The sequence below is a fragment of the Pseudomonas syringae pv. tomato str. DC3000 genome (genome assembly GCF_000007805.1).
In the GTDB taxonomy this organism is placed as follows: domain Bacteria; phylum Pseudomonadota; class Gammaproteobacteria; order Pseudomonadales; family Pseudomonadaceae; genus Aquipseudomonas; species Aquipseudomonas avellanae.
In genome coordinates this window covers 1,847,593-1,866,191 of sequence record NC_004578.1, presented here as the reverse complement: position 1 = coordinate 1,866,191, position 18,599 = coordinate 1,847,593, and the positions used below count along the sequence as shown (strand labels likewise).

Sequence of the window (18,599 nt, the reverse complement as noted above, 5' to 3'; positions counted from 1 at the left end):
TGCAAGTTAAAGCAGATTGCGTTGGCTTCTCGCTTGCAGCTTGCAGCTAAAAACTTGCAGCTGCCTCTCTCAAGGCGTCCTGTTTCGGCGTGTTTCAATAATGTTCGGCAACTGGGATATCCGCCCCAGCAACCGGCCCAGCGCGTCCAGCCCCGGAATCTCGATGGTCAGCGACATCAGCGCGGTGTTGTCTTCCTTGTTCGAGCGGGTGTTGACCGCCAGTACGTTGATGCGCTCGTTGAGCAGCACCTGGGTGACGTCACGCAGCAGGCCGGAACGGTCGTAGGCACGGATGATGATGTCCACCGGGTAGGTGAGCACCGGCACCGGGCCCCAACTGACCTGGATGATCCGCTCGGGTTCGCGACCGCCCAGTTGCAGCACCGAGGCGCAATCCTGACGGTGAATGCTGACGCCACGCCCCTGCGTGATGTACCCGACAATCGCGTCGCCCGGTAATGGCTGGCAGCAGCCGGCCATTTGCGTCATCAGGTTGCCGACGCCCTGAATCTGGATATCGCCGCGCTTGCCAGGCTTGTAGCCGGTGGCCTTGCGCGGGATCAGTTCCAGTTGTTCATTAACCCGATCCGGCTCGACCTGCTGTTGCGCCAGGTTGACCAGTTGCGCCAGGCGCAGATCCCCCGCGCCCAGTGCGGCAAACATATCGTCGGCGGTCTTGTGATTGGCTTTGTCTGCCAGCTTGTCGAAATCGACCTGCGGCAACGCCAGACGCGCCAGCTCACGTTCGATCAGGGTTTTACCGGCCGCGACGTTCTGGTCACGGGCCTGCAATTTGAACCAGTGAACAATCTTCGCCCGCGCCCGGGACGTGGTGATGTAGCCCAGGTTGGAGTTCAGCCAGTCGCGGCTCGGCGTGCCGTGCTTGCTGGTGATGATCTCGACCTGCTCGCCGGTTTGCAGGCTGTAGTTGAGCGGTACGATGCGGCCGTTGATCTTCGCACCACGGCAGTTATGGCCGATCTCGGTGTGCACCCGATAGGCGAAGTCCAGCGGCGTCGCGTTCTTGGGCAGGTCGATGGCGTGGCCGTCGGGGGTGAAGACGTAGACACGGTCCGGCTCGATATCGACCCGCAACTGCTCGGCCAGACCACCGATGTCACCCAGTTCTTCATGCCATTCAAGGACCTGACGCAGCCAGGAAATCTTTTCTTCGTAATGATTGGAGCTGGATTTGACGTCGGTGCCTTTATAGCGCCAGTGCGCGCAAACGCCGAGCTCGGCCTCTTCGTGCATGGCGTGGGTGCGGATCTGCACTTCCAGCACCTTGCCTTCCGGCCCGATGACGGCGGTGTGCAGCGAGCGATAGCCGTTTTCCTTGGGGTTGGCGATGTAGTCGTCGAACTCCTTGGGAATATGCCGCCACAGCGTGTGCACGATACCCAGCGCGGTGTAGCAATCACGCATTTCCGGGACCAGCACGCGCAATGCACGCACGTCGTAGATCTGGCTGAACGCCAAGCCCTTGCGCTGCATTTTGCGCCAGATGGAATAGATGTGCTTGGCACGGCCACTGATGTCCGCCGTCACGCCGGTGGCTTGCAGCTCATTGTCGAGCTGGGACATGACGTCGCTGATGAAGCGCTCGCGATCGAGCCTGCGCTCGTGCAGCAGCTTGGCGATCTGCTTGTATTGGTCGGGCTCCAGGTAGCGGAAAGAAAGGTCTTCCAGCTCCCATTTGATATGGCCGATGCCCAGACGGTGGGCCAGCGGCGCATAGATGTCGAACACCTCGCGGGCCACGCGGTTGCGCTTTTCGTCGTCGGCGTTCTTCACCGCACGGATCGCACAGGTGCGCTCGGCCAGCTTGATGAGTGCAACGCGCACGTCATCGACCATCGCCACAAGCATCTTGCGCAGGTTTTCGACCTGCGCCTGGCTGCCCAGCACCAGCGATTGTCGCGGGCTGAGGCTGGCGCTGATCGCCGCCATGCGCAGCACGCCGTCGATCAGCTTGGCGACCGTGGCACCAAAGCGCTGCTCGACGTCCGGCAACGGAATCACGCCTTCGCGCACGCCACGGTACATGACCGCCGCGACCAGCGAATCCTGATCCAGCTTGAGGTCAGCGAGGATCTCCGCGATTTCCAGACCGGTCTGGAAACTGGAGGTGCCTTCTGCCCAATGATTCTTGTGAGCCTTGTCATTCTGCTCGGCTTGCCGGGCAAATTCACAGGCCTGCTTCATGACTTCCCGGTCCAGGACCAGGTCGACGCTGACAATATGATCGAGCCATGCGTCGAGATTGATACTGCCGTCTGTGTTTATCGGCTGGTTCGCTCTCACCTGTACCATGCTGCTTACCTTCCCTACGGCGCGATGAATAGCGCCATCAGTCGCCAGCCTTCTGAGCGAATGCCACTTGCCGGGCAAGCAAGGACCGGCATTCGCGGGCCAGTCGGATTAAATGAGGTCCCTGTCAGCAGCTAAACTCTATCCAATGAAGGCTGCTCACTTACTCACTTCAAATAAAGCCATCGCCTCGACATGCGCCGTTTGTGGAAACATATCAAGAATTCCGGCACGTTTTAATCGGTAGCCCTGTTTAACCAGTTCGACCGTGTCACGAGCCAAGGTTGCCGGGTTGCATGAGACATAAAGCAACCGTTGAGCGCCTGTTTTTCTGATCTGGCGCACCACTTCAAAGGCTCCGTCACGCGGTGGGTCCAAGAGTACCGCAGAAAACCCCTCTGCCGCCCAGTCGGCGTGTGTCAGCGGCTGGGAAAGATCCGCCTGAAAAAACCGCACATTGTGCAGATCATTACTCATTGCGTTGACCGCTGCACGTTCGACCATGGTCGCAACGCCTTCGACCGCCACCACGTCTTTTGCCAGACTCGCCAGCGGCAGGGCGAAGTTGCCCAAGCCGCAAAACAGGTCCATAACTCGTTCATCAGCCGCAGGTGCCAGCCAGTGCAGCGCCTGCTCGATCATCGCGGTATTGACCGCCGCGTTGACCTGAATGAAATCTCCCGGTCGCCATGCCAGTTGCAGGTTCCACGGTTCAAGCCGGTAACCCAGCGTATCGCCTGGGCTGGCCGGCTGTGGCTCACCTTCACCGTGCAGCCAGAGCTGCGCGCCATGCGTCTTGCAAAACGCTTGCAGCGTTGCCAGATCAGCCTCCGCCAAAGGCGCGGTGTGACGCAGCAACACCGCAGTGGAAGAGCCGCTGAACAGCTCGACGTGACCCAACACTTGCGGTTTGCTGAAACTTTTGAGCATGGCCGGCAACTGACTCATGATCGGTTGCAAGGCCTGTACCAGCACCGGACACTCTTCGATACTGACGATGTCCTGGCTGGCCGCCGCACGAAAGCCCACGTCGAGCCGTTTGGCCTTGGCATCCCAGCGCACCGCGACCCGCGCGCGCCTGCGGTAGGCCAGTTCGGCGCCGCTCAACGGCGCGGCCCATTCATCCGGCACCACGTTCGCCACGCGCAACAACTGCTCGGCGAGCATGCGCTGTTTCAGGGCAAGCTGTTCTTCGTGGGGCACATGCTGAACGCTGCATCCGCCACAACGGCCAAAATAATCACAGGCCGGGGCGCGTCGCAGGTCGCTGGCGACAAACACCCGCTCGGTGCGCGCTTCGACCACCTTGCCGCGCGCATTGAGCACCCGCGCCTCGACCTCTTCACCGGCCAGACTGCCCGCGACGAACCAGGTCTTGCCCTCAAGAAACGCAATGCCACGACCGTCATCGGACAGCCGTTCGATGCTCAGACGCTGCTTTTTACCGGCAGGAATCTGCACGCTCTTGACGCCGCCCGTGGGCTGGAAGCGCAGGCCTCGTTCATGCTTGGCCATCAGTTGGGCATGTCGTAGATACCGGTCGACAGGTAGCGGTCGCCTCGGTCACAGATGATTGCCACAATGGTGGCGTTTTCGACTTCGCGGGCAATACGCAGCGCACCGGCCACCGAACCGCCGGACGAAACGCCACAGAAAATGCCCTCTTCACGAGCCAGCCTGCGCATGGTTTCTTCGGCCTCGGTCTGCCCCATGTCGATGATGCGATCGACGCGATCCGACTGATAGATTTTCGGCAGGTACTCATAAGGCCAGCGGCGAATACCAGGGATTGACGCGCCTTCCATCGGTTGCAGACCGACGATCTGCACGTCGGGGTTCTGCTCCTTGAGGTAGCGCGAAGTGCCCATGATGGTGCCGGTGGTGCCCATCGAACTGACGAAGTGGGTAACGGTGCCCGCCGTTTGTTGCCAGATTTCCGGACCGGTGGACGTGTAATGCGCCTCGGGATTGTCGCCGTTGGCGAACTGATCGAGCACTTTGCCGCGACCCTCTGCCTGCATGCGATCAGCCAGATCACGCGCGCCTTCCATGCCTTCGTCCTTGCTGACCAGAATCAGCTCGGCGCCATAGGCGGTCATTGCCGCCTTGCGTTCGGCACTGGAGTTGTCCGGCATGATCAGAATCATGCGGTAACCCTTGATCGCCGCCGCCATGGCCAGCGCAATGCCGGTGTTGCCGGAGGTGGCTTCGATCAGCGTGTCGCCGGGGACGATCTGGCCGCGCAGCTCGGCACGGGTGATCATCGACAACGCCGGGCGGTCTTTTACCGAACCAGCAGGGTTGTTACCTTCCAGTTTCAACAGGATGGTATTGCTGGTAGTGCCCATCATGCGTTGCAGACGCACAAGCGGGGTGTTGCCGACGCAATCGGCGATGGTTTGATACTGCAGGGTCATGGCGTATTCGCGGTCCAGTCTGCGGGGGCGCCTATCATAACGGCAAACGCTCAAAGCCCATATCACGCAAAGTGCGGTCGTTATTCCCAAAAAGCATAACGCCGGATGGGCGAGCGCGTTCGTCGGCCATTTTCCAGCGCCGGCTTGCCACGGTGCGCAGAGTAATGTGCCCACACTGACGTTAAATGGCTAAACTCGTGCCCTTGTGCCGATACAGCCAGGCAGCCCTTGCCTGATATCGACGGATTGATACCTGTTGCTGGAGAAAAAGCGTGCTGACCAAGCTGGGTATAAAAGGCCGTGAGCTGCTACTGACGATTCTGCCTGCCAGCCTGATGGCCGCGATGCTGGGTGGCTATTTCACCTGGATGCAGTTGAGCGAACTGCAAAGCCAGTTGCTGCTACGGGGTGAAATGATCGCTCAGGATCTGGCACCGCTGTCGGCCAGTGCACTGGGGCGCAAGGACAAGGTGCTGTTGAGCCGCATCGCGACACAGACACTGGAGCAGCCCGACGTGCGCGCCGTGTCGTTTCTGGATGTCGATCGCTCGCCACTGGCGCATGCCGGCCCGACGATGATCAGCCCCACGCCCATCGGCAACAGCTCGCAGTTGCTCAACTCGACAGGCACTGACGCCACGCGCTATCTGCTGCCGGTGTTCGGCAATCAACGCCACCTGACCAGCCCGATCATCCCCGCCGAAGCCGACACCCTGATGGGCTGGGTGGACGTGGAAATTTCCCACAACGGCACCTTGCTGCGCGGCTATCGAAGCCTGTTTGCCAGCCTGCTGCTGATTTTCACCGGGCTGGCCATTACCGCCGTCGTTGCCGTGCGCCTGAGCCGGACCATCAACGGTCCGATGAGCCAGATCAAGCAGGCTGTCTCGCAACTCAAGGACGGCAACCTCGAAACCCGCCTGCCGCCACTGGGCAGTCGCGAGCTCGACGAGCTGGCCTCGGGCATCAATCGCATGGCGGCCACCCTGCAGAATGCGCAGGAAGAACTGCAAATGAGCATCGACCAGGCCACCGAAGACGTTCGGCAGAACCTGGAAACCATCGAGATTCAGAACATCGAACTGGACCTGGCGCGCAAGGAAGCGCTGGAAGCCAGCCGGATCAAGTCCGAATTTCTGGCCAACATGAGCCACGAGATCCGCACGCCGCTCAATGGCATTCTGGGCTTCACCCATTTGCTGCAGAAAAGCGAGCTGACGCCGCGCCAGTTCGACTATCTGGCGACCATCGAGAAATCTGCCGACAACCTGTTGAGCATCATCAACGAGATTCTCGACTTTTCGAAGATCGAGGCCGGCAAGCTGGTGCTCGACAACATTCCGTTCAACCTGCGCGATCTGTTGCAGGACACGCTGACCATTCTCGCGCCGGCGGCCCATGCCAAACATCTGGAGCTGGTCAGCCTGGTGTACCGCGACACGCCGCTGGCGCTGTCTGGCGACCCGCTGCGGTTGCGGCAGATTCTGACCAATCTGGTCAGCAACGCGATCAAGTTCACCCGCGAAGGCACCATCGTTGCCCGCGCCATGCTTGAAGATGAAACCGAAGAACACGCGCAATTGCGCATCAGTGTGCAGGACACCGGGATCGGCCTGTCCAGTCAGGATGTGCGGGCGTTGTTTCAGGCCTTCAGCCAGGCTGACAATTCACTCTCGCGCCAGCCAGGCGGCACCGGTCTGGGGCTGGTGATTTCCAAACGGCTGATCGAGCAGATGGGCGGCGAAATCGGGGTCGACAGCACCCCCGGCGAAGGCTCGGAGTTCTGGATCAGCCTGAAACTGCCCAAGGCCCGCGAAGACAAGGAAGAATCGCTCAATCTACCGCTGGAAGGGTTGCGCGCTGCCGTGCTTGAGCACCATGACCTCGCACGCCAGGCGCTGGAGCATCAACTGGAAGACTGCGGCCTGCACACCGTGGTGTTCACTAACCTGGAAAACCTGCTCAACGGCGTGACCGCCGCCCATGAAACTCCGGCGGCGATTGACCTGGCGGTGCTCGGCGTCACGACGCTGGAAATCTCCCCGGAACGCCTGCGTCAGCACATCTGGGATCTGGAAAACCTCAACTGCAAGGTGATGGTACTGTGCCCGACCACTGAATACGCGCTGTTTCAGTTGGCGGTCCACGACGTCTACACCCAGTTGCAGGCCAAGCCCGCCTGCACCCGCAAACTGCAAAAAGCCCTGTCCGAACTGATCGCTCCACGCGCGATACGTGCCGACATCGCCCCGCCGCTGTCGAGCCGCGCACCCCGCGTGCTGTGCGTGGATGACAACCCGGCCAATCTGCTGCTGGTGCAGACTCTGCTTGAAGACATGGGGGCCGAGGTGATGGCCGTTGAAGGCGGCTATGCGGCGGTCAATGCAGTGCAGCAGGAAGCGTTCGATCTGGTATTGATGGACGTGCAGATGCCGGGCATGGACGGGCGTCAGGCCACCGAAGCGATCCGCGCCTGGGAAGCCGAGCGCGGCCAGAGTTCTCTGCCGATCGTGGCCCTTACGGCCCACGCGATGGCCAATGAAAAACGCTCGCTGCTGCAAAGCGGCATGGACGACTACCTGACCAAGCCGATCAGCGAGCGGCAACTGGCGCAGGTGGTGCTCAAGTGGTCGGGGCTGGCACTGCGCAACCCCGCGCCGGAACGCCAGAATGAATCACTCGAAGCCCACGTCGGGCCGCTGGTGCTCGACCCTGAAGAAGGGCTGCGCCTGGCTGCTGGCAAGGCGGACCTCGCCGCCGACATGCTGGCCATGCTGCTCGCCTCACTGGACGCCGACCGCGAAGCCATCCGCGTGGCGCGTGCCAGCCAGGACGTACAGGCCCTGATCGAACGCATCCACCGCCTGCACGGGGCCACACGTTACTGCGGCGTCCCGCAACTGCGCACCGCCTGCCAACGTGCCGAAACCCTGCTCAAACAGGACGCGCCGCACACTGGCGATGCCCTCGACGACCTGGACAAAGCCATCGTGCGTCTGGAAACAGAGGCGCGGGTGACAGCGTGATACAGCCTCTCGTTAGTCATACCCACGCCCCAGGAAACGATCGAGGCTGAGCATGATAGGATGCGCGCAATTTTGGAGGACCCATGGCCGAACACGATTTTCGCTACAGCATGCTCAACCCGCAACACACCCTGACCGAATGCCGGACACTGGCACCTGGCCGCTATCAGGTCACGGGCAACGGCGGCTCGATCTATGACAACGACCAGTTGCTGGTCACCATCAAGGGCAGCAAAAGCCTGCACATGCGCCTGACGGTCGAGAAGGTCCGGCACCTGATCAACCCGCCCGGCCAGTGGATTGCAGTGGCCAAGGGCCCGGTATTCGACGAGCTGGCGATTCACCAGTGGCAAGTGCATTGCGACAGCTGCAACGCCGAACTGAATTTCGAGTTCATGGTAGAAAGCAAGCTGGGCGTCAAGGCGCAGAAACCTGCCGCCAATGCGCGTATTGCGGAGCTGGGCTGGAAAACCGATGGCGAGAAGCACCTCTGCAAAAAGTGCCAGGAGAAAGCGGCATGAAACAGTGTGCACTCCTGAGCCTGATCGGCGCCGCGCTGCTGGTCGGTTGCACTGCTGACCCGCTGCCAATCCGCCAGGATCATGGCTACGTGATGGAATGGATCGGCGAACGTCCGCTGATCGACAACAGCCGCCTGACCATGACCCTGGGCGCCGATGGCCGCGCGTATGGCAACGCTGGCTGCAACCACTGGTTCGCGCCCTACACGCTGAACGACCACACCATCAGCTTCGGCGCCGTGGGCAAGACCCGCAAAATGTGCGCCCCGGCACTGATGGAACAGGAACAGCGCTTTATCAAAGCCATCAGCAGCGTGCAACGCTGGGACATCTCGCCCATCGAGCAACTGCGCCTGTGGCCAGCCCAGGGCAAGCCACTGCGCTTCTGGCTGGAAGATAGCTGACGGTACCCAGGGCTGCTGCCTGTGACTATCGTGCGACGCTGCGCGTCGCATGCCGTTCTGGACGCTCCGCGTCCTCTTGCGACGCAGGGCGTCGCGACCCGCATTCCCATGCTGGAGCGTAGGGAACGATAATCTCAACTACCGATCAGCCCTCCCCGCGCAAGGCCTTGAGCTTCTGGATCACAGTCGCCGCCGATTGCTCGCCGAGCAATTGCTCACGCATCTTGCCTTTGTCATCGATGATGTAGGTCACCGGCAGCGCTTCCGACGGCGGCAGGCTGTACTGCTCGGCCGGGTCCTGAGCCAGCACGGTGAACTTGATGCCCAGCGCATTGGCGGCATTTTTCAGCTCGTCGCCCTGCAGGTTGTCGAAGTTGACACCCAACACCGTGACCTTTTTGTCCTTGAGCTGCTCGGACAACGCATTGAATTCCGGCACCTCGGTACGGCAAGGGCCGCACCACTCAGCCCAGTAGTTCACCACCAGCCAATGGCCTTTGATTCGCTCGCTGGCAACCTTCTGGCCATTCTGGTCAGTGCCCAGATCTACGCCACATCCGCTCAAAAGCAAGCTGCCGAAAAGTATCACTGCTGCTGTCAATCGCCTTGCCATGTGTTTCCTTCCTCGCCCCGTTCAACCTGCAATTACTTATACCCAAGCCACTGCTATTGACCATCCGATATGTCGGACAGTGCCATCGCTGGTTAGAATACGCCACCCCACACAAGATGCGACCTGCAAATGACCGATCTGACGCTGTATCACAACCCGCGCTGCACCAAATCCCGCGGCGCGCTGGAACTGCTTCAGGCCCGCGGCCTGACGCCCGACATCATTCTGTATCTGGAAACCCCGCCGGATGCCGGCACATTGCACGACCTGCTCGGCAAATTGGGTATCAGCGCCCGGCAACTGCTGCGCACTGGTGAAGACGATTACAAGCAGCTCAACCTGGCCGACCCGAGCCTGAGCGACGAGCAACTGGTCGCCGCCATGGCCGCTCACCCGAAACTGATCGAACGGCCGATTCTGGTCGCCGGCAACAAGGCTGTGATTGGCCGACCACCCGAGAACATTCTGGAGCTGCTGCCGTGAGCACACCTTATATTCTGGTTCTGTATTACAGCCGTAATGGCTCAACCAGCGAAATGGCCCGGCAGATCGCCCGCGGTATCGAGCTGGGCGGCATGGAAGCGCGACTGCGCACCGTGCCCGCCGTTTCTGCCGACCACGAAGCGAGCGCCCCGGAGATCCCGGAAAACGGCGCGCTGTACGCAAGCCTGGATGACCTGAAAAACTGTTCCGGCCTGGCACTCGGCAGCCCGACCCGTTTTGGCAACATGGCCGCGCCGCTGAAATACTTTCTGGACGGCACCAGCAACCTGTGGCTGACCGGCGCACTGGTCGGCAAACCGGCTGGCGTCTTCACCTCCACCGCCAGCCTGCACGGTGGCCAGGAAACCACACTGATGTCGATGCTGCTGCCGCTGCTGCACCACGGCATGCTGATCATGGGCCTGCCGTACAGCGAATCGGCATTGCTGGAAACCGCTGGCGGCGGCACCCCCTATGGCGCCAGCCATCACGCCGGGGCCGACGGCAAACGCGCGCTGGACCGGCACGAAACCGACCTGTGCCGCGCGCTGGGCCAGCGCCTGGCGAAAACCGCGCTGCGCCTGGACGCACCGCGTAGCTGAACGACCCGCCCCCGAGCGTTCGGTTAAATCGCAAACTTGCAGCGCAAGGATCGGTCTGAATCCTTGCCCTGCCTGTTTAATTCTCTGGAGAACCGATGCACGACTACAAATGGCTGAACGAGTATTGCCTGAATCGATTCGGCTCCGCCAAAGCTCTGGAAGCCCACCTGCCCTCGCCCAAGACTGCGAAACAACTGCAAGCCATCAGCGCCGACCGTTACCTGTCGACCATGGCCCTGCGCGTGTTTCGTGCAGGCCTGAAACACAGCCTGGTGGACTCCAAATGGCCAGCGTTCGAAGAAATGTTCTATCGCTTCGACCCGGAAAAAGTCGTGCTGATGGGCGCCGACCATCTGGAACGTCTGATGCAGGACGCACGCATCATTCGTCACCTGGGCAAGCTCAAGAGCGTGCCGCGCAATGCGCAGCTGATTCTGGACATCGAGCAGGAACACGGCAGTTTCGGCACATTCATCGCACAGTGGCCGGTCGTTAACATCACCGGGCTGTGGCAGTACCTCGCCAAGCACGGCAACCAGATGGGCGGGTTGTCATCGCCGCGGTTCCTGCGCATGATCGGCAAGGACACGTTCATTCCCACCTGGGACGTGGTCGCCGCATTGAACGCGCAGGATATCGTCGACAAAGTGCCGACCAGCAAACGCGATCAGGCCATTGTGCAGGACGTGTTCAACCAGTGGCATGCCCAGAGCGGTCGGCCGATGTGCCAGCTGTCAGCCATGCTGGCCTTCACCGTCAACCACTGATCGCAATCAGATATTGACCACATTGACGAACCGCGAGGCTGCGGTTTCGTCGATGCGCAACTGGCTGAAATCGAACAGCTTGCGGTCAGCCAACTGTGAAGGCTGCACGTTCTGCAGGGCGCGGAAGATGCTTTCAGTGCGGCCCGGCGTCTTGCGCTCCCAGTCCAGCAGCATGTCCTTGACCACCTGACGCTGCAGGTTTTCCTGCGAGCCGCACAGGTTGCACGGGATGATCGGAAACTGCTTGAGGTCCGAGTAAGCCTGGATGTCCTTCTCGTGGCAGTAGGCCAACGGGCGAATCACCACGTTGCGGCCATCATCGGCACGCAGCTTGGGCGGCATGGCCTTGAGCGCGCCGTTGAAAAACATGTTGAGGAAAAACGTCTCGATAATGTCGTCGCGATGATGCCCCAGCGCCATCTTGGTAGCGCCGATCTGGTCGGCGAAGGTGTACAGCGTGCCGCGCCGCAGCCTTGAACACAGCGAACAGGTAGTCTTGCCTTCGGGGATCAACTCCTTGACCACCGAATGGGTGTCCTTTTCAACGATGTGGTACTCCACACCCAGCTCTTTCAGATACGCCGGCAGCACGTGTTCGGGAAAACCCGGCTGCTTCTGGTCCATGTTGACGGCCACGATGTCGAACCTGATCGGCGCAACCTTCTGAAAATGCATCAGTACATCAAGCAAGGTGTAGCTGTCCTTGCCGCCGGACAGGCAGACCATGACCTTGTCGCCCTCCTCGATCATATTGAAGTCGGCAACCGCCTCGCCGGCCAGCCGACGCAGACGTTTCTGCAGTTTGTTCTGATTGACTGAGAGGGTGCCCATGTACTGAAGGTATCCGCCGATGACGTTAGAAAAGGCCGCTATTTTACGCACAACCGACAAAGGGTTAAACAGGCTGCCTACGGGCCGGCGCTGCCATCGATAGCGCCCATCAATGGCTAGAGTCTGAAACGACCACCGGGCAGCCGGTATTGTCAGAGCATAGCGACATTGCGGCATACTTGGCGCACTGGAGACCCATAAAGCATGCACGAACAACTCAATTCCCGCGTTGAAACCTGTTACCTACAAGCCGAAACCTTCTTCAAACGCACCTTCAAACGCCCGGTGGTCAGCTTCCAGCTGCGTGGTCAAAAGGCCGGTGTCGCGCACTTGCACGAGAACCTGCTGCGCTTCAACCCGCAGCTGTACCAGGAAAACGCCGAAGATTTCCTGCGCCAGACAGTCCCCCACGAAGTCGCGCACCTGGTCGCCCACCAGCTGTTTGGCGGCGGCATTCAGCCGCACGGCGAGGAGTGGCAACTGATCATGCGCGGCGTCTATGAACTGCCGCCCAACCGCTGCCACACCTACGCCGTTCAGCGGCGCAGCGTGATCCGTTACATCTACCGCTGCCCTTGCCCGGACAGCGACTTCCCGTTCACGTCTCAACGCCACAGCATGGTACGCAAGGGCCGGCGCTACCTGTGCCGCCGCTGCCGCGAGCCGCTGATGTTCAGCGGCGAGACGCGCACGGAATAATCCCCGACAAAACTCAGGCCTAAAAAAACCCATCCGAAGATGGGTTTTTTCATGGCCTGAAGCTATCAGACGGTCTTGGTGGTGTTCACCGCGTTGGCCGGAGTCGGGCCTTCGGCAACGCCGAGGTCGTCTTCAGGACGGGTTTCCAGGATGGCACTGCCACCGGAAGCCAGCTCGGACTGCAGCTTGTCGGTGTCCAGCTCGCCAACCCACTTGGCAACCACGACAGTCGCAACAGCGTTACCGACCAGGTTGGTCAGGGCGCGGGCTTCGGACATGAAGCGGTCGATACCCAGAATCAGCGCCAGACCGGCGACCGGCAGGTGGCCAACAGCCGACAGGGTGGCAGCCAGTACGATGAAGCCGCTACCGGTTACGCCGGCAGCACCTTTGGACGACAGCAGCAACACCAGCAACAGGGTGATCTGGTGAGTGATGTCCATGTGCGTGTTGGTCGCCTGAGCGATGAACACGGCAGCCATGGTCAGGTAGATCGAGGTACCGTCCAGGTTGAACGAGTAACCGGTCGGGATAACCAGACCTACGACAGACTTCTGCGCACCCAGACGCTCCATCTTGATCAGCATGCGTGGCAGGGCCGATTCCGAAGAGGAAGTACCCAGTACGATCAACAGTTCTTCACGGATGTAACGAACCAGCTTGAAGATGCTGAAACCGTGAGCGCGGCAGATGGAGCCCAGCACCAGCACCACGAACAGCACGCAGGTAATGTAGAAGCAGATCATCAACTGACCCAACTGCACCAGCGAACTTACGCCGTAGGCACCGATGGTGAAGGCCATGGCACCGAACGCACCGATAGGCGCCAGCTTCATGATCATGTTGATGATGTTGAACATCACGTGGGCGAAGCGATCGATGAAGTCCAGAACCGGCTTGCCATACGAACCCAGACGATGCAGGGCGAAACCGAAGATCACCGAGAACATCAGGACTTGCAGGATATCGCCGTTGGCGAACGCGCCGACGATGGTGTTCGGAATCACGTTGAGGATAAAGCCGACGATGCTCTGGTCTTTACCGGCAGTCACATAAGCCGCGATCTTGGAGGCATCAAGCGTGCTGACGTCGATGTTCATGCCGGCACCCGGCTGAACCACGTTGACCACGATCAGACCGATCAGCAGGGCGATGGTCGAAACGATCTCGAAGTACAGCAGCGCATAACCACCGGTCTTGCCGACCGACTTCATGTTCTGCATGCCGGCGATACCGCTGACAACCGTACAGAAGATGATCGGAGCGATAACCATCTTGATCAGTTTGATGAACCCGTCACCCAGTGGCTTTAAAGCCTTGCCGGTTTCCGGGTAGAAGTGACCGATCAGGATACCGATGACAATCGCTACGATTACCTGAAAATAGAGGGATTTGTAGATGGGCTGACGAGTCGTCATTGCAGTTTTCCTCAAGGGCGTCGTCGGCATCTTCACCTGATGCACGCGAGCCTATAAAGCGCTAACCCTCCTGCACTGGAGGGATTTGTTTTGTCGAGCTGCACAAAGCAGACATCTACCCTCTGGATAGCAATAGCTGTGCCATGCAGTCAAAATGATATCAAAACCCCGCTCAGCAAGGCTTACACGGGTAACAGTAGCCGGGAATGGGAAGATGAGGTGGCGGTTTTCCGCCGCATGAAGGAAAAGTCGGGGTATCAGTGGCGGATATCCGCCTTTTGCGTGGTGGTGATAACCCCAGCTATCGTGCGACGCTGGAGCGCCATGAACGATAACCTGGACCGTCGTGCCGACCATCACTGCGCCAGAAAATGAATCCTGAACGCCGCGCCTCCCAGCGGTGAGTCCCCCAGCGTCAGTTGTGCGCCATAGCTTTCGATGATGTCCTTGACCACCGCCAGGCCAATGCCCTGCCCGGGGTTCTGGCGGTCCAGTCGTTCGCCACGCTCAAGGATACGCGCGCGCTGGCTGTGCGGGACGCCGGGGCCGTCGTCTTCGATGCACAGCTCATCGCCGTCCGCTGAGCGGGTGAAGCTGACGCGTACTTCGCTCAGGCACAGCCGATAGGCGTTTTCCAGCAGGTTGCCGAGCATTTCCAGCAGCGCGCCCTCTTCCATGTGCACCTGACAAAGCTCCGGCAGGTCGAGCGTGGCCTTGACCTGCTTGTCGCGGTAGACCTTGTCCAGCGTGTTGCACAGGCTTTCGACCACTGGCCGCAGCATCACGTGGTGGCGCACCAGACCGCTCTTGCGCAGGCTGGCGCGTTGCAGTTGATAGCCGATCTGCTGGCTCATGCGCTCGATCTGCGATTGCAGCACCCAGGCCTGCTCAACGTCCTCGGGGCGTTTGGCGATGTTTTCACTGACGCCCTGCAACACCGCCAGTGGTGTTTTCAGGCTGTGAGCCAGGTCGTCGAGTGAATCGCGGTAACGAATCCGTTGCTCACGCTCGCTGCGCAGCAGGCGGTTGAGCGAGTCGGTCAGGCGCAGGAGTTCGCTGGGATGCTCTTCACTCAAGCTGTCGCGCACGCCCGATTCCACCTGATCGAGCTCCTGACTCAGGCCGCGCAGTGCACGCAACCCCCAGGTCAGGCCCATCCACAGCAGCCCGAGCAGCACCGCCAACGCAGCGCCAAAGCCTAGGTAGAGTTTGCGGCGCAAACCGTCGATGGTTTCCTGGTAGCCGCGCAATGGCTGCACGGCGACGATACTGTAGGCGGCGTTGCGACCGCCGAGCAGGCGAATCTCGACGTCATAGACGAAGAACTCGTCGCCGTTGATTTCCTTGATCTTGGTGAATTCGCTGCCCTGCCCGTCATAGTGCGGGTGGTAGTCGATGTTCTCGGACTCGGTAGACAGCGAACGCCAGACCATCTGCCCCTGACGGTTATAGATGTAGCCCAGCAGGCGACTGCCGGGCAGGTTGAACTGTTCGCCCGGCAGCACCGACGGCATCAACAGATGGTCGTCTTCGACGCGCGCCGCCGAAATCATGGTGGTCACATCGGAAGCCAGCCTTTGTTCGATCGCCCCGCGCAGCGCCAGGCTGAATGCGCCCTGCAGCGCAGGCAGCATCAGTAACATGAAGATCACCGCCAACGTGGCGGCGCCCAACATCAGACGCAGGCGAAGCGAACGAATCACGTACAGCGCTCATTGAACAGATAGCCCATGCCGCGCACGGTTTCGATGGGTTTGAACGCCACGCTGCTGTCCAGTTTACGACGCAGCCGGCCAACCAGCACTTCGATCACGTTCGGATCGCGCTCGTCGTCATCGGGGTACAACTGCTCCATCAAGCGCTCTTTGGGCACCACTTGCTGATGATGAAGCATCAGGTATTCGAGAATGCGGTATTCGTAGGCCGTCAGCGCCAGCGGCTGCTCGCCCAGCGCGGCGTGCTTGCGGTTGAGGTCCAGCAACAGCGGGCCAGCGGTGATGGTTGACTGAATAAAGCCGCTGGAGCGGCGTAACAAGGCGTTGAGCCGCGCTTCCAGCTCTTCGAACTGGAACGGTTTGACCACGTAATCGTCAGCCCCGGCGGCCAGCCCCTCGACCTTGTCCTGCCAGTTACCGCGCGCGGTCAGGATCAGGATCGGAAAAGCCTTGCCCAGCGCGCGCAACTGACGAATCAGGTCCAGCCCGCCGATGCCCGGCAAGCCGAGGTCGATCACGGCCAGATCGTGATTGAATTGGGCAACCTGATACAGCGCTTCTTCGGCGTTGGCCACCGCTTCCACCACGTGCCCCGCTTCGGTCAGACGGGTACGCAGGTGATGGCGCAGCAGCGCTTCATCCTCGACTACCAACAACTTCATGCAGCTCTCCCAGGCACAATCACAGCCTCAAGACAAAGATTGAAACGACATCGTCGCCTCAGTACTCAACAGGCGGGCGCTGACGGGCACAGGCTGTGTCACATCATAGCTGCCCAGCAGGATTTCGCGGCTGACAGGCACGCCATTGTGAGTCCCCGTCAGACTGCCGTAAACCGGCGGAGAATAAAGCGTCCCCACCGACACATTGGATCGCGCCTGCTCATTAAGCGCATGCCCCCAGCTGTTGGCGTCGTCGAACCTTTCACTGGTCTTGCCGAACTCGATGCGGGCCACGTCAAGCCTGCCATCGCCCGCCTGCGCCGCCGCACTGCCACCCAGAAAAGCCAAGGCCAGGAAAAACTTGTTGAGATTCAACATTTCGACTCCTTTTGCGCTCGGGGACGCTGTCAAGGTACGGCTCAACAGTAATCGCGCCGGGCTGAACCCCGACTGAACACGCGATGAACCGGCGCTGAACAGTCGTGCGCGCCGCAGGCGGCAGAATCGGCTATCTTTTGACATTCGTGCTGCACCCCCCCCCCAAGAAGGAGCTGAACATGCGCTTGTGGATTGCAATGATCATGATGGGCCTGACTGGCCTCGGCCAGGCAGCGATCAAGACCGAGCAGATCGATTACAAAAGTGCCGACGGTACAAAACTGGTGGGTTACTACGCTTACGACGACGCCGTAAAAGGCCCGCGCCCCGGTGTGCTGGTGGTTCACGAGTGGTGGGGCCTGAACGACTACGCCAAGCGCCGCGCCCGTGATCTGGCGGCACTGGGTTACAGCGCCATGGCCATCGACATGTACGGCGAAGGCAAGAACACCGAGCACCCGAAAGACGCGATGGCCTTCATGCAGGCCGCGCTCAAGGACAGCGATGCGGCCGACAAGCGCTTTGATGCCGGGCTTGAGCAATTGAAGAAACAACCGCAGACCGACCCGAAAAAGATTGCAGCGGTGGGTTACTGCTTCGGCGGCAAGATCGTGCTGGACGCGGCCCGTCGCGGCGAACCGTTGCTGGGCGTGGTCAGCTTCCACGGCGCACTGTTCACCAATAGCCCGGCCAAACCGGGCATCAAAGTGCCAATGCTGGTCGAGCATGGTGCCAAGGACAGCATGGTCACACCGGAGAACGTCGCCGCCTTCAAGAAGGAAATGGACGACGCCAAGGCAGACTATAAATTCGTCAGCATCGACGGCGCCAAACACGGCTTCACCAACCCCGACGCCGACCGCCTGAGCCACGGCGAACACGGCGGCCCGGACATCGGCTACGACAAGGCCGCGGACCAGAGCTCGTGGTCAGACATGCAGGTGTTTTTCAAGAAGATCTTTGGTTGAGCGATAACTGAGATTCTGCGTCCACCCGAAACTGGGAGGACGCAGAGCGTCCGGAACGGCATGACGACGCAGAGCGCCGCACGATAGTTGCGATGATCGTTCCCGCGTTCCAGCGTGGGAATGCAGGTCTCGACGCTCTGCGTCGCCAAGAGGACGCGGAGCGTCCGGAACGGCATGACAACGCAGAGCGTCGCACGATAGTTGCGATGATCGTTCCGCACGCTCTGCGTCGCAACACTTCGTTAACACCAGCGTTGAATATCGATCAAACCGCGCTGCCCTTCATAATCTCGGGCGCTGGAATATCTCCAGTGCTCGCCGACGTCCACATAGCCCCTCTTTACCGGGTTATGGTGAATGTAATCGAGCTTCTGCCGCATAACCTTTTCGCTCCACACCAGTTCGGCATGGGCTCCTTCCTGCCAGACCTGATAAACCCTGTCACTCTTGTGCAGGCGCTTGACAAACCGCAGACGCTCCAACGTGCTCTCGGCGTTGGCGTTCTCAAGTGCTTCGATTATCTGTCGAGCCGTAAACGACTTGAAACTGCTCACACATTTGTCCAGAGCGGGCGCTTGGGCCACAAAGTGCAAATGGTTTTCCAGTACAACATACCCGAAGAGCTGCAGTCCTTGATTAGCCTGTTGATAGCGCCAGGCATTCAACAGAATGTCTACCAGAACAGGCCGGGTAAAAAGCGGTAACCACTCCACCACTGTGCAGGTCAGGAAGTGAGGTTTTTCAGGTTCGGTGATGGTTTATCGACTCCGGCCCATGTGTTCATC

At 60.2% G+C, this 18,599-nt stretch carries 18 protein-coding genes; 8 read left to right on the top strand and 10 right to left on the bottom strand.

Annotated features, from left to right (window positions below; genetic code table 11):
* Positions 1-69 precede the first annotated feature (69 nt).
* From relA to cysM, 3 genes are all read right to left on the bottom strand, one after another.
* Entirely contained in the window at positions 70-2,313 is a 2,244-nt protein-coding gene (relA, locus tag PSPTO_RS08845) for a GTP diphosphokinase (RefSeq protein ID WP_007247360.1), read from the bottom strand.
* Between the two features lie 156 nt (positions 2,314-2,469).
* Positions 2,470-3,825 carry a 23S rRNA (uracil(1939)-C(5))-methyltransferase RlmD gene (gene rlmD, locus PSPTO_RS08840; protein WP_011103674.1) on the bottom strand — a complete coding sequence of 452 codons (1,356 nt, stop codon included), beginning with the start codon at positions 3,823-3,825 and terminating at the stop codon, positions 2,470-2,472.
* Positions 3,825-4,727 carry a cysteine synthase CysM gene (cysM, locus tag PSPTO_RS08835; protein WP_005616363.1) on the bottom strand — a complete coding sequence of 301 codons (903 nt, stop codon included), beginning with the start codon at positions 4,725-4,727 and terminating at the stop codon, positions 3,825-3,827. Before cysM ends, rlmD begins: the two co-directional genes overlap by 1 nt.
* Positions 4,728-4,999: 272 nt before the next feature.
* Here cysM and PSPTO_RS08830 point away from each other — a divergent pair, with 272 nt between their 5' ends.
* From PSPTO_RS08830 to PSPTO_RS08820, 3 genes are all read left to right on the top strand, one after another.
* The gene (locus PSPTO_RS08830) at positions 5,000-7,753 is read left to right on the top strand and encodes a response regulator (protein ID WP_011103673.1); all 2,754 of its coding nucleotides are present in this window, start codon (positions 5,000-5,002) and stop codon (positions 7,751-7,753) included.
* Positions 7,754-7,836: 83 nt separating this feature from the next.
* The gene (locus tag PSPTO_RS08825) at positions 7,837-8,274 is read left to right on the top strand and encodes a hypothetical protein (RefSeq protein WP_005766645.1); all 438 of its coding nucleotides are present in this window, start codon (positions 7,837-7,839) and stop codon (positions 8,272-8,274) included.
* The gene (locus PSPTO_RS08820; RefSeq protein WP_011103672.1) at positions 8,271-8,678 is read left to right on the top strand and encodes an META domain-containing protein; all 408 of its coding nucleotides are present in this window, start codon (positions 8,271-8,273) and stop codon (positions 8,676-8,678) included. The genes PSPTO_RS08825 and PSPTO_RS08820 overlap by 4 nt, the downstream gene beginning before the upstream one ends.
* Positions 8,679-8,823: 145 nt before the next feature.
* Here the strand turns inward: PSPTO_RS08820 and PSPTO_RS08815 are convergent, their stop codons facing one another.
* Positions 8,824-9,291, bottom strand: coding sequence for a TlpA disulfide reductase family protein (locus PSPTO_RS08815; protein ID WP_005739010.1), 468 nt, complete (start codon positions 9,289-9,291; stop codon positions 8,824-8,826).
* A gap of 129 nt (positions 9,292-9,420) precedes the next feature.
* Here PSPTO_RS08815 and arsC point away from each other — a divergent pair, with 129 nt between their 5' ends.
* The 3 genes from arsC (at position 9,421) to PSPTO_RS08800 (ending at position 11,143) form a co-directional block, all read left to right on the top strand.
* Complete coding sequence (gene arsC / locus PSPTO_RS08810; RefSeq protein ID WP_011103671.1) at positions 9,421-9,774, top strand: arsenate reductase (glutaredoxin); 354 nt, start codon at positions 9,421-9,423, stop codon at positions 9,772-9,774.
* A complete protein-coding gene (gene wrbA, locus PSPTO_RS08805) occupies positions 9,771-10,376 on the top strand; it encodes an NAD(P)H:quinone oxidoreductase (RefSeq protein ID WP_003381567.1) in 606 nt (201 codons plus the stop codon). The genes arsC and wrbA overlap by 4 nt, the downstream gene beginning before the upstream one ends.
* 95 nt (positions 10,377-10,471) lie before the next feature.
* Positions 10,472-11,143, top strand: a complete 672-nt coding sequence (locus tag PSPTO_RS08800; protein ID WP_011103670.1) for a DNA-3-methyladenine glycosylase I — start codon at positions 10,472-10,474, stop codon at positions 11,141-11,143.
* A gap of 6 nt (positions 11,144-11,149) precedes the next feature.
* On the opposite strand, the gene ttcA is transcribed toward PSPTO_RS08800, so the two are convergent.
* On the bottom strand, positions 11,150-11,974 hold the full coding sequence (ttcA, locus tag PSPTO_RS08795) for a tRNA 2-thiocytidine(32) synthetase TtcA (protein ID WP_011103669.1): 825 nt from the start codon (positions 11,972-11,974) through the stop codon (positions 11,150-11,152).
* A 204-nt stretch (positions 11,975-12,178) separates the two neighbouring features.
* On the opposite strand from ttcA, the gene PSPTO_RS08790 reads away from it, so the two are divergent.
* Entirely contained in the window at positions 12,179-12,673 is a 495-nt protein-coding gene (locus PSPTO_RS08790; protein WP_005766637.1) for a SprT family zinc-dependent metalloprotease, read from the top strand.
* A 65-nt stretch (positions 12,674-12,738) separates the two neighbouring features.
* Here the strand turns inward: PSPTO_RS08790 and PSPTO_RS08785 are convergent, their stop codons facing one another.
* The 4 genes from PSPTO_RS08785 to PSPTO_RS08770 all read right to left on the bottom strand — a co-directional run bounded on the left by PSPTO_RS08785 (position 12,739) and on the right by PSPTO_RS08770 (position 16,846).
* Positions 12,739-14,091, bottom strand: coding sequence for a dicarboxylate/amino acid:cation symporter (locus PSPTO_RS08785; protein ID WP_005766635.1), 1,353 nt, complete (start codon positions 14,089-14,091; stop codon positions 12,739-12,741).
* A 356-nt stretch (positions 14,092-14,447) separates the two neighbouring features.
* Positions 14,448-15,794 carry an ATP-binding protein gene (locus PSPTO_RS08780; RefSeq protein ID WP_005739017.1) on the bottom strand — a complete coding sequence of 449 codons (1,347 nt, stop codon included), beginning with the start codon at positions 15,792-15,794 and terminating at the stop codon, positions 14,448-14,450.
* Positions 15,791-16,468: a response regulator gene (locus PSPTO_RS08775; RefSeq protein ID WP_003381559.1), complete on the bottom strand. Its 678-nt coding sequence runs from the start codon at positions 16,466-16,468 to the stop codon at positions 15,791-15,793. The genes PSPTO_RS08780 and PSPTO_RS08775 overlap by 4 nt, the downstream gene beginning before the upstream one ends.
* A gap of 27 nt (positions 16,469-16,495) precedes the next feature.
* Positions 16,496-16,846 carry a hypothetical protein gene (locus tag PSPTO_RS08770; RefSeq protein ID WP_005766633.1) on the bottom strand — a complete coding sequence of 117 codons (351 nt, stop codon included), beginning with the start codon at positions 16,844-16,846 and terminating at the stop codon, positions 16,496-16,498.
* A 179-nt stretch (positions 16,847-17,025) separates the two neighbouring features.
* Between PSPTO_RS08770 and PSPTO_RS08765 the strand changes: the two genes are divergently transcribed.
* Positions 17,026-17,814 (top strand): dienelactone hydrolase family protein, encoded by a 789-nt coding sequence (locus PSPTO_RS08765; protein WP_005766631.1) that lies wholly within the window; start codon positions 17,026-17,028, stop codon positions 17,812-17,814.
* 242 nt (positions 17,815-18,056) lie between these two features.
* Here PSPTO_RS08765 and PSPTO_RS08760 read toward each other — a convergent pair whose 3' ends face one another.
* A complete protein-coding gene (locus PSPTO_RS08760) occupies positions 18,057-18,569 on the bottom strand; it encodes an REP-associated tyrosine transposase (RefSeq protein ID WP_226992699.1) in 513 nt (170 codons plus the stop codon).
* Between the last annotated feature and the right edge of the window lie 30 nt (positions 18,570-18,599).

Excerpts from the sequence above, each read along its gene's own strand:
- relA (WP_007247360.1), bottom strand. The coding sequence starts at position 2,313 with ATGGTACAGGTGAGAGCGAACCAGCCGATAAACACAGACGGCAGTATC.
- rlmD (WP_011103674.1), bottom strand. The coding sequence starts at position 3,825 with ATGGCCAAGCATGAACGAGGCCTGCGCTTCCAGCCCACGGGCGGCGTC.
- cysM (WP_005616363.1), bottom strand. The coding sequence starts at position 4,727 with ATGACCCTGCAGTATCAAACCATCGCCGATTGCGTCGGCAACACCCCG.
- PSPTO_RS08825 (WP_005766645.1), top strand. The coding sequence starts at position 7,837 with ATGGCCGAACACGATTTTCGCTACAGCATGCTCAACCCGCAACACACC.
- PSPTO_RS08820 (WP_011103672.1), top strand. The coding sequence starts at position 8,271 with ATGAAACAGTGTGCACTCCTGAGCCTGATCGGCGCCGCGCTGCTGGTC.
- PSPTO_RS08815 (WP_005739010.1), bottom strand. The coding sequence starts at position 9,291 with ATGGCAAGGCGATTGACAGCAGCAGTGATACTTTTCGGCAGCTTGCTT.
- arsC (WP_011103671.1), top strand. The coding sequence starts at position 9,421 with ATGACCGATCTGACGCTGTATCACAACCCGCGCTGCACCAAATCCCGC.
- PSPTO_RS08800 (WP_011103670.1), top strand. The coding sequence starts at position 10,472 with ATGCACGACTACAAATGGCTGAACGAGTATTGCCTGAATCGATTCGGC.
- ttcA (WP_011103669.1), bottom strand. The coding sequence starts at position 11,974 with ATGGGCACCCTCTCAGTCAATCAGAACAAACTGCAGAAACGTCTGCGT.
- PSPTO_RS08790 (WP_005766637.1), top strand. The coding sequence starts at position 12,179 with ATGCACGAACAACTCAATTCCCGCGTTGAAACCTGTTACCTACAAGCC.
- PSPTO_RS08785 (WP_005766635.1), bottom strand. The coding sequence starts at position 14,091 with ATGACGACTCGTCAGCCCATCTACAAATCCCTCTATTTTCAGGTAATC.
- PSPTO_RS08775 (WP_003381559.1), bottom strand. The coding sequence starts at position 16,468 with ATGAAGTTGTTGGTAGTCGAGGATGAAGCGCTGCTGCGCCATCACCTG.
- PSPTO_RS08770 (WP_005766633.1), bottom strand. The coding sequence starts at position 16,846 with ATGTTGAATCTCAACAAGTTTTTCCTGGCCTTGGCTTTTCTGGGTGGC.
- PSPTO_RS08765 (WP_005766631.1), top strand. The coding sequence starts at position 17,026 with ATGCGCTTGTGGATTGCAATGATCATGATGGGCCTGACTGGCCTCGGC.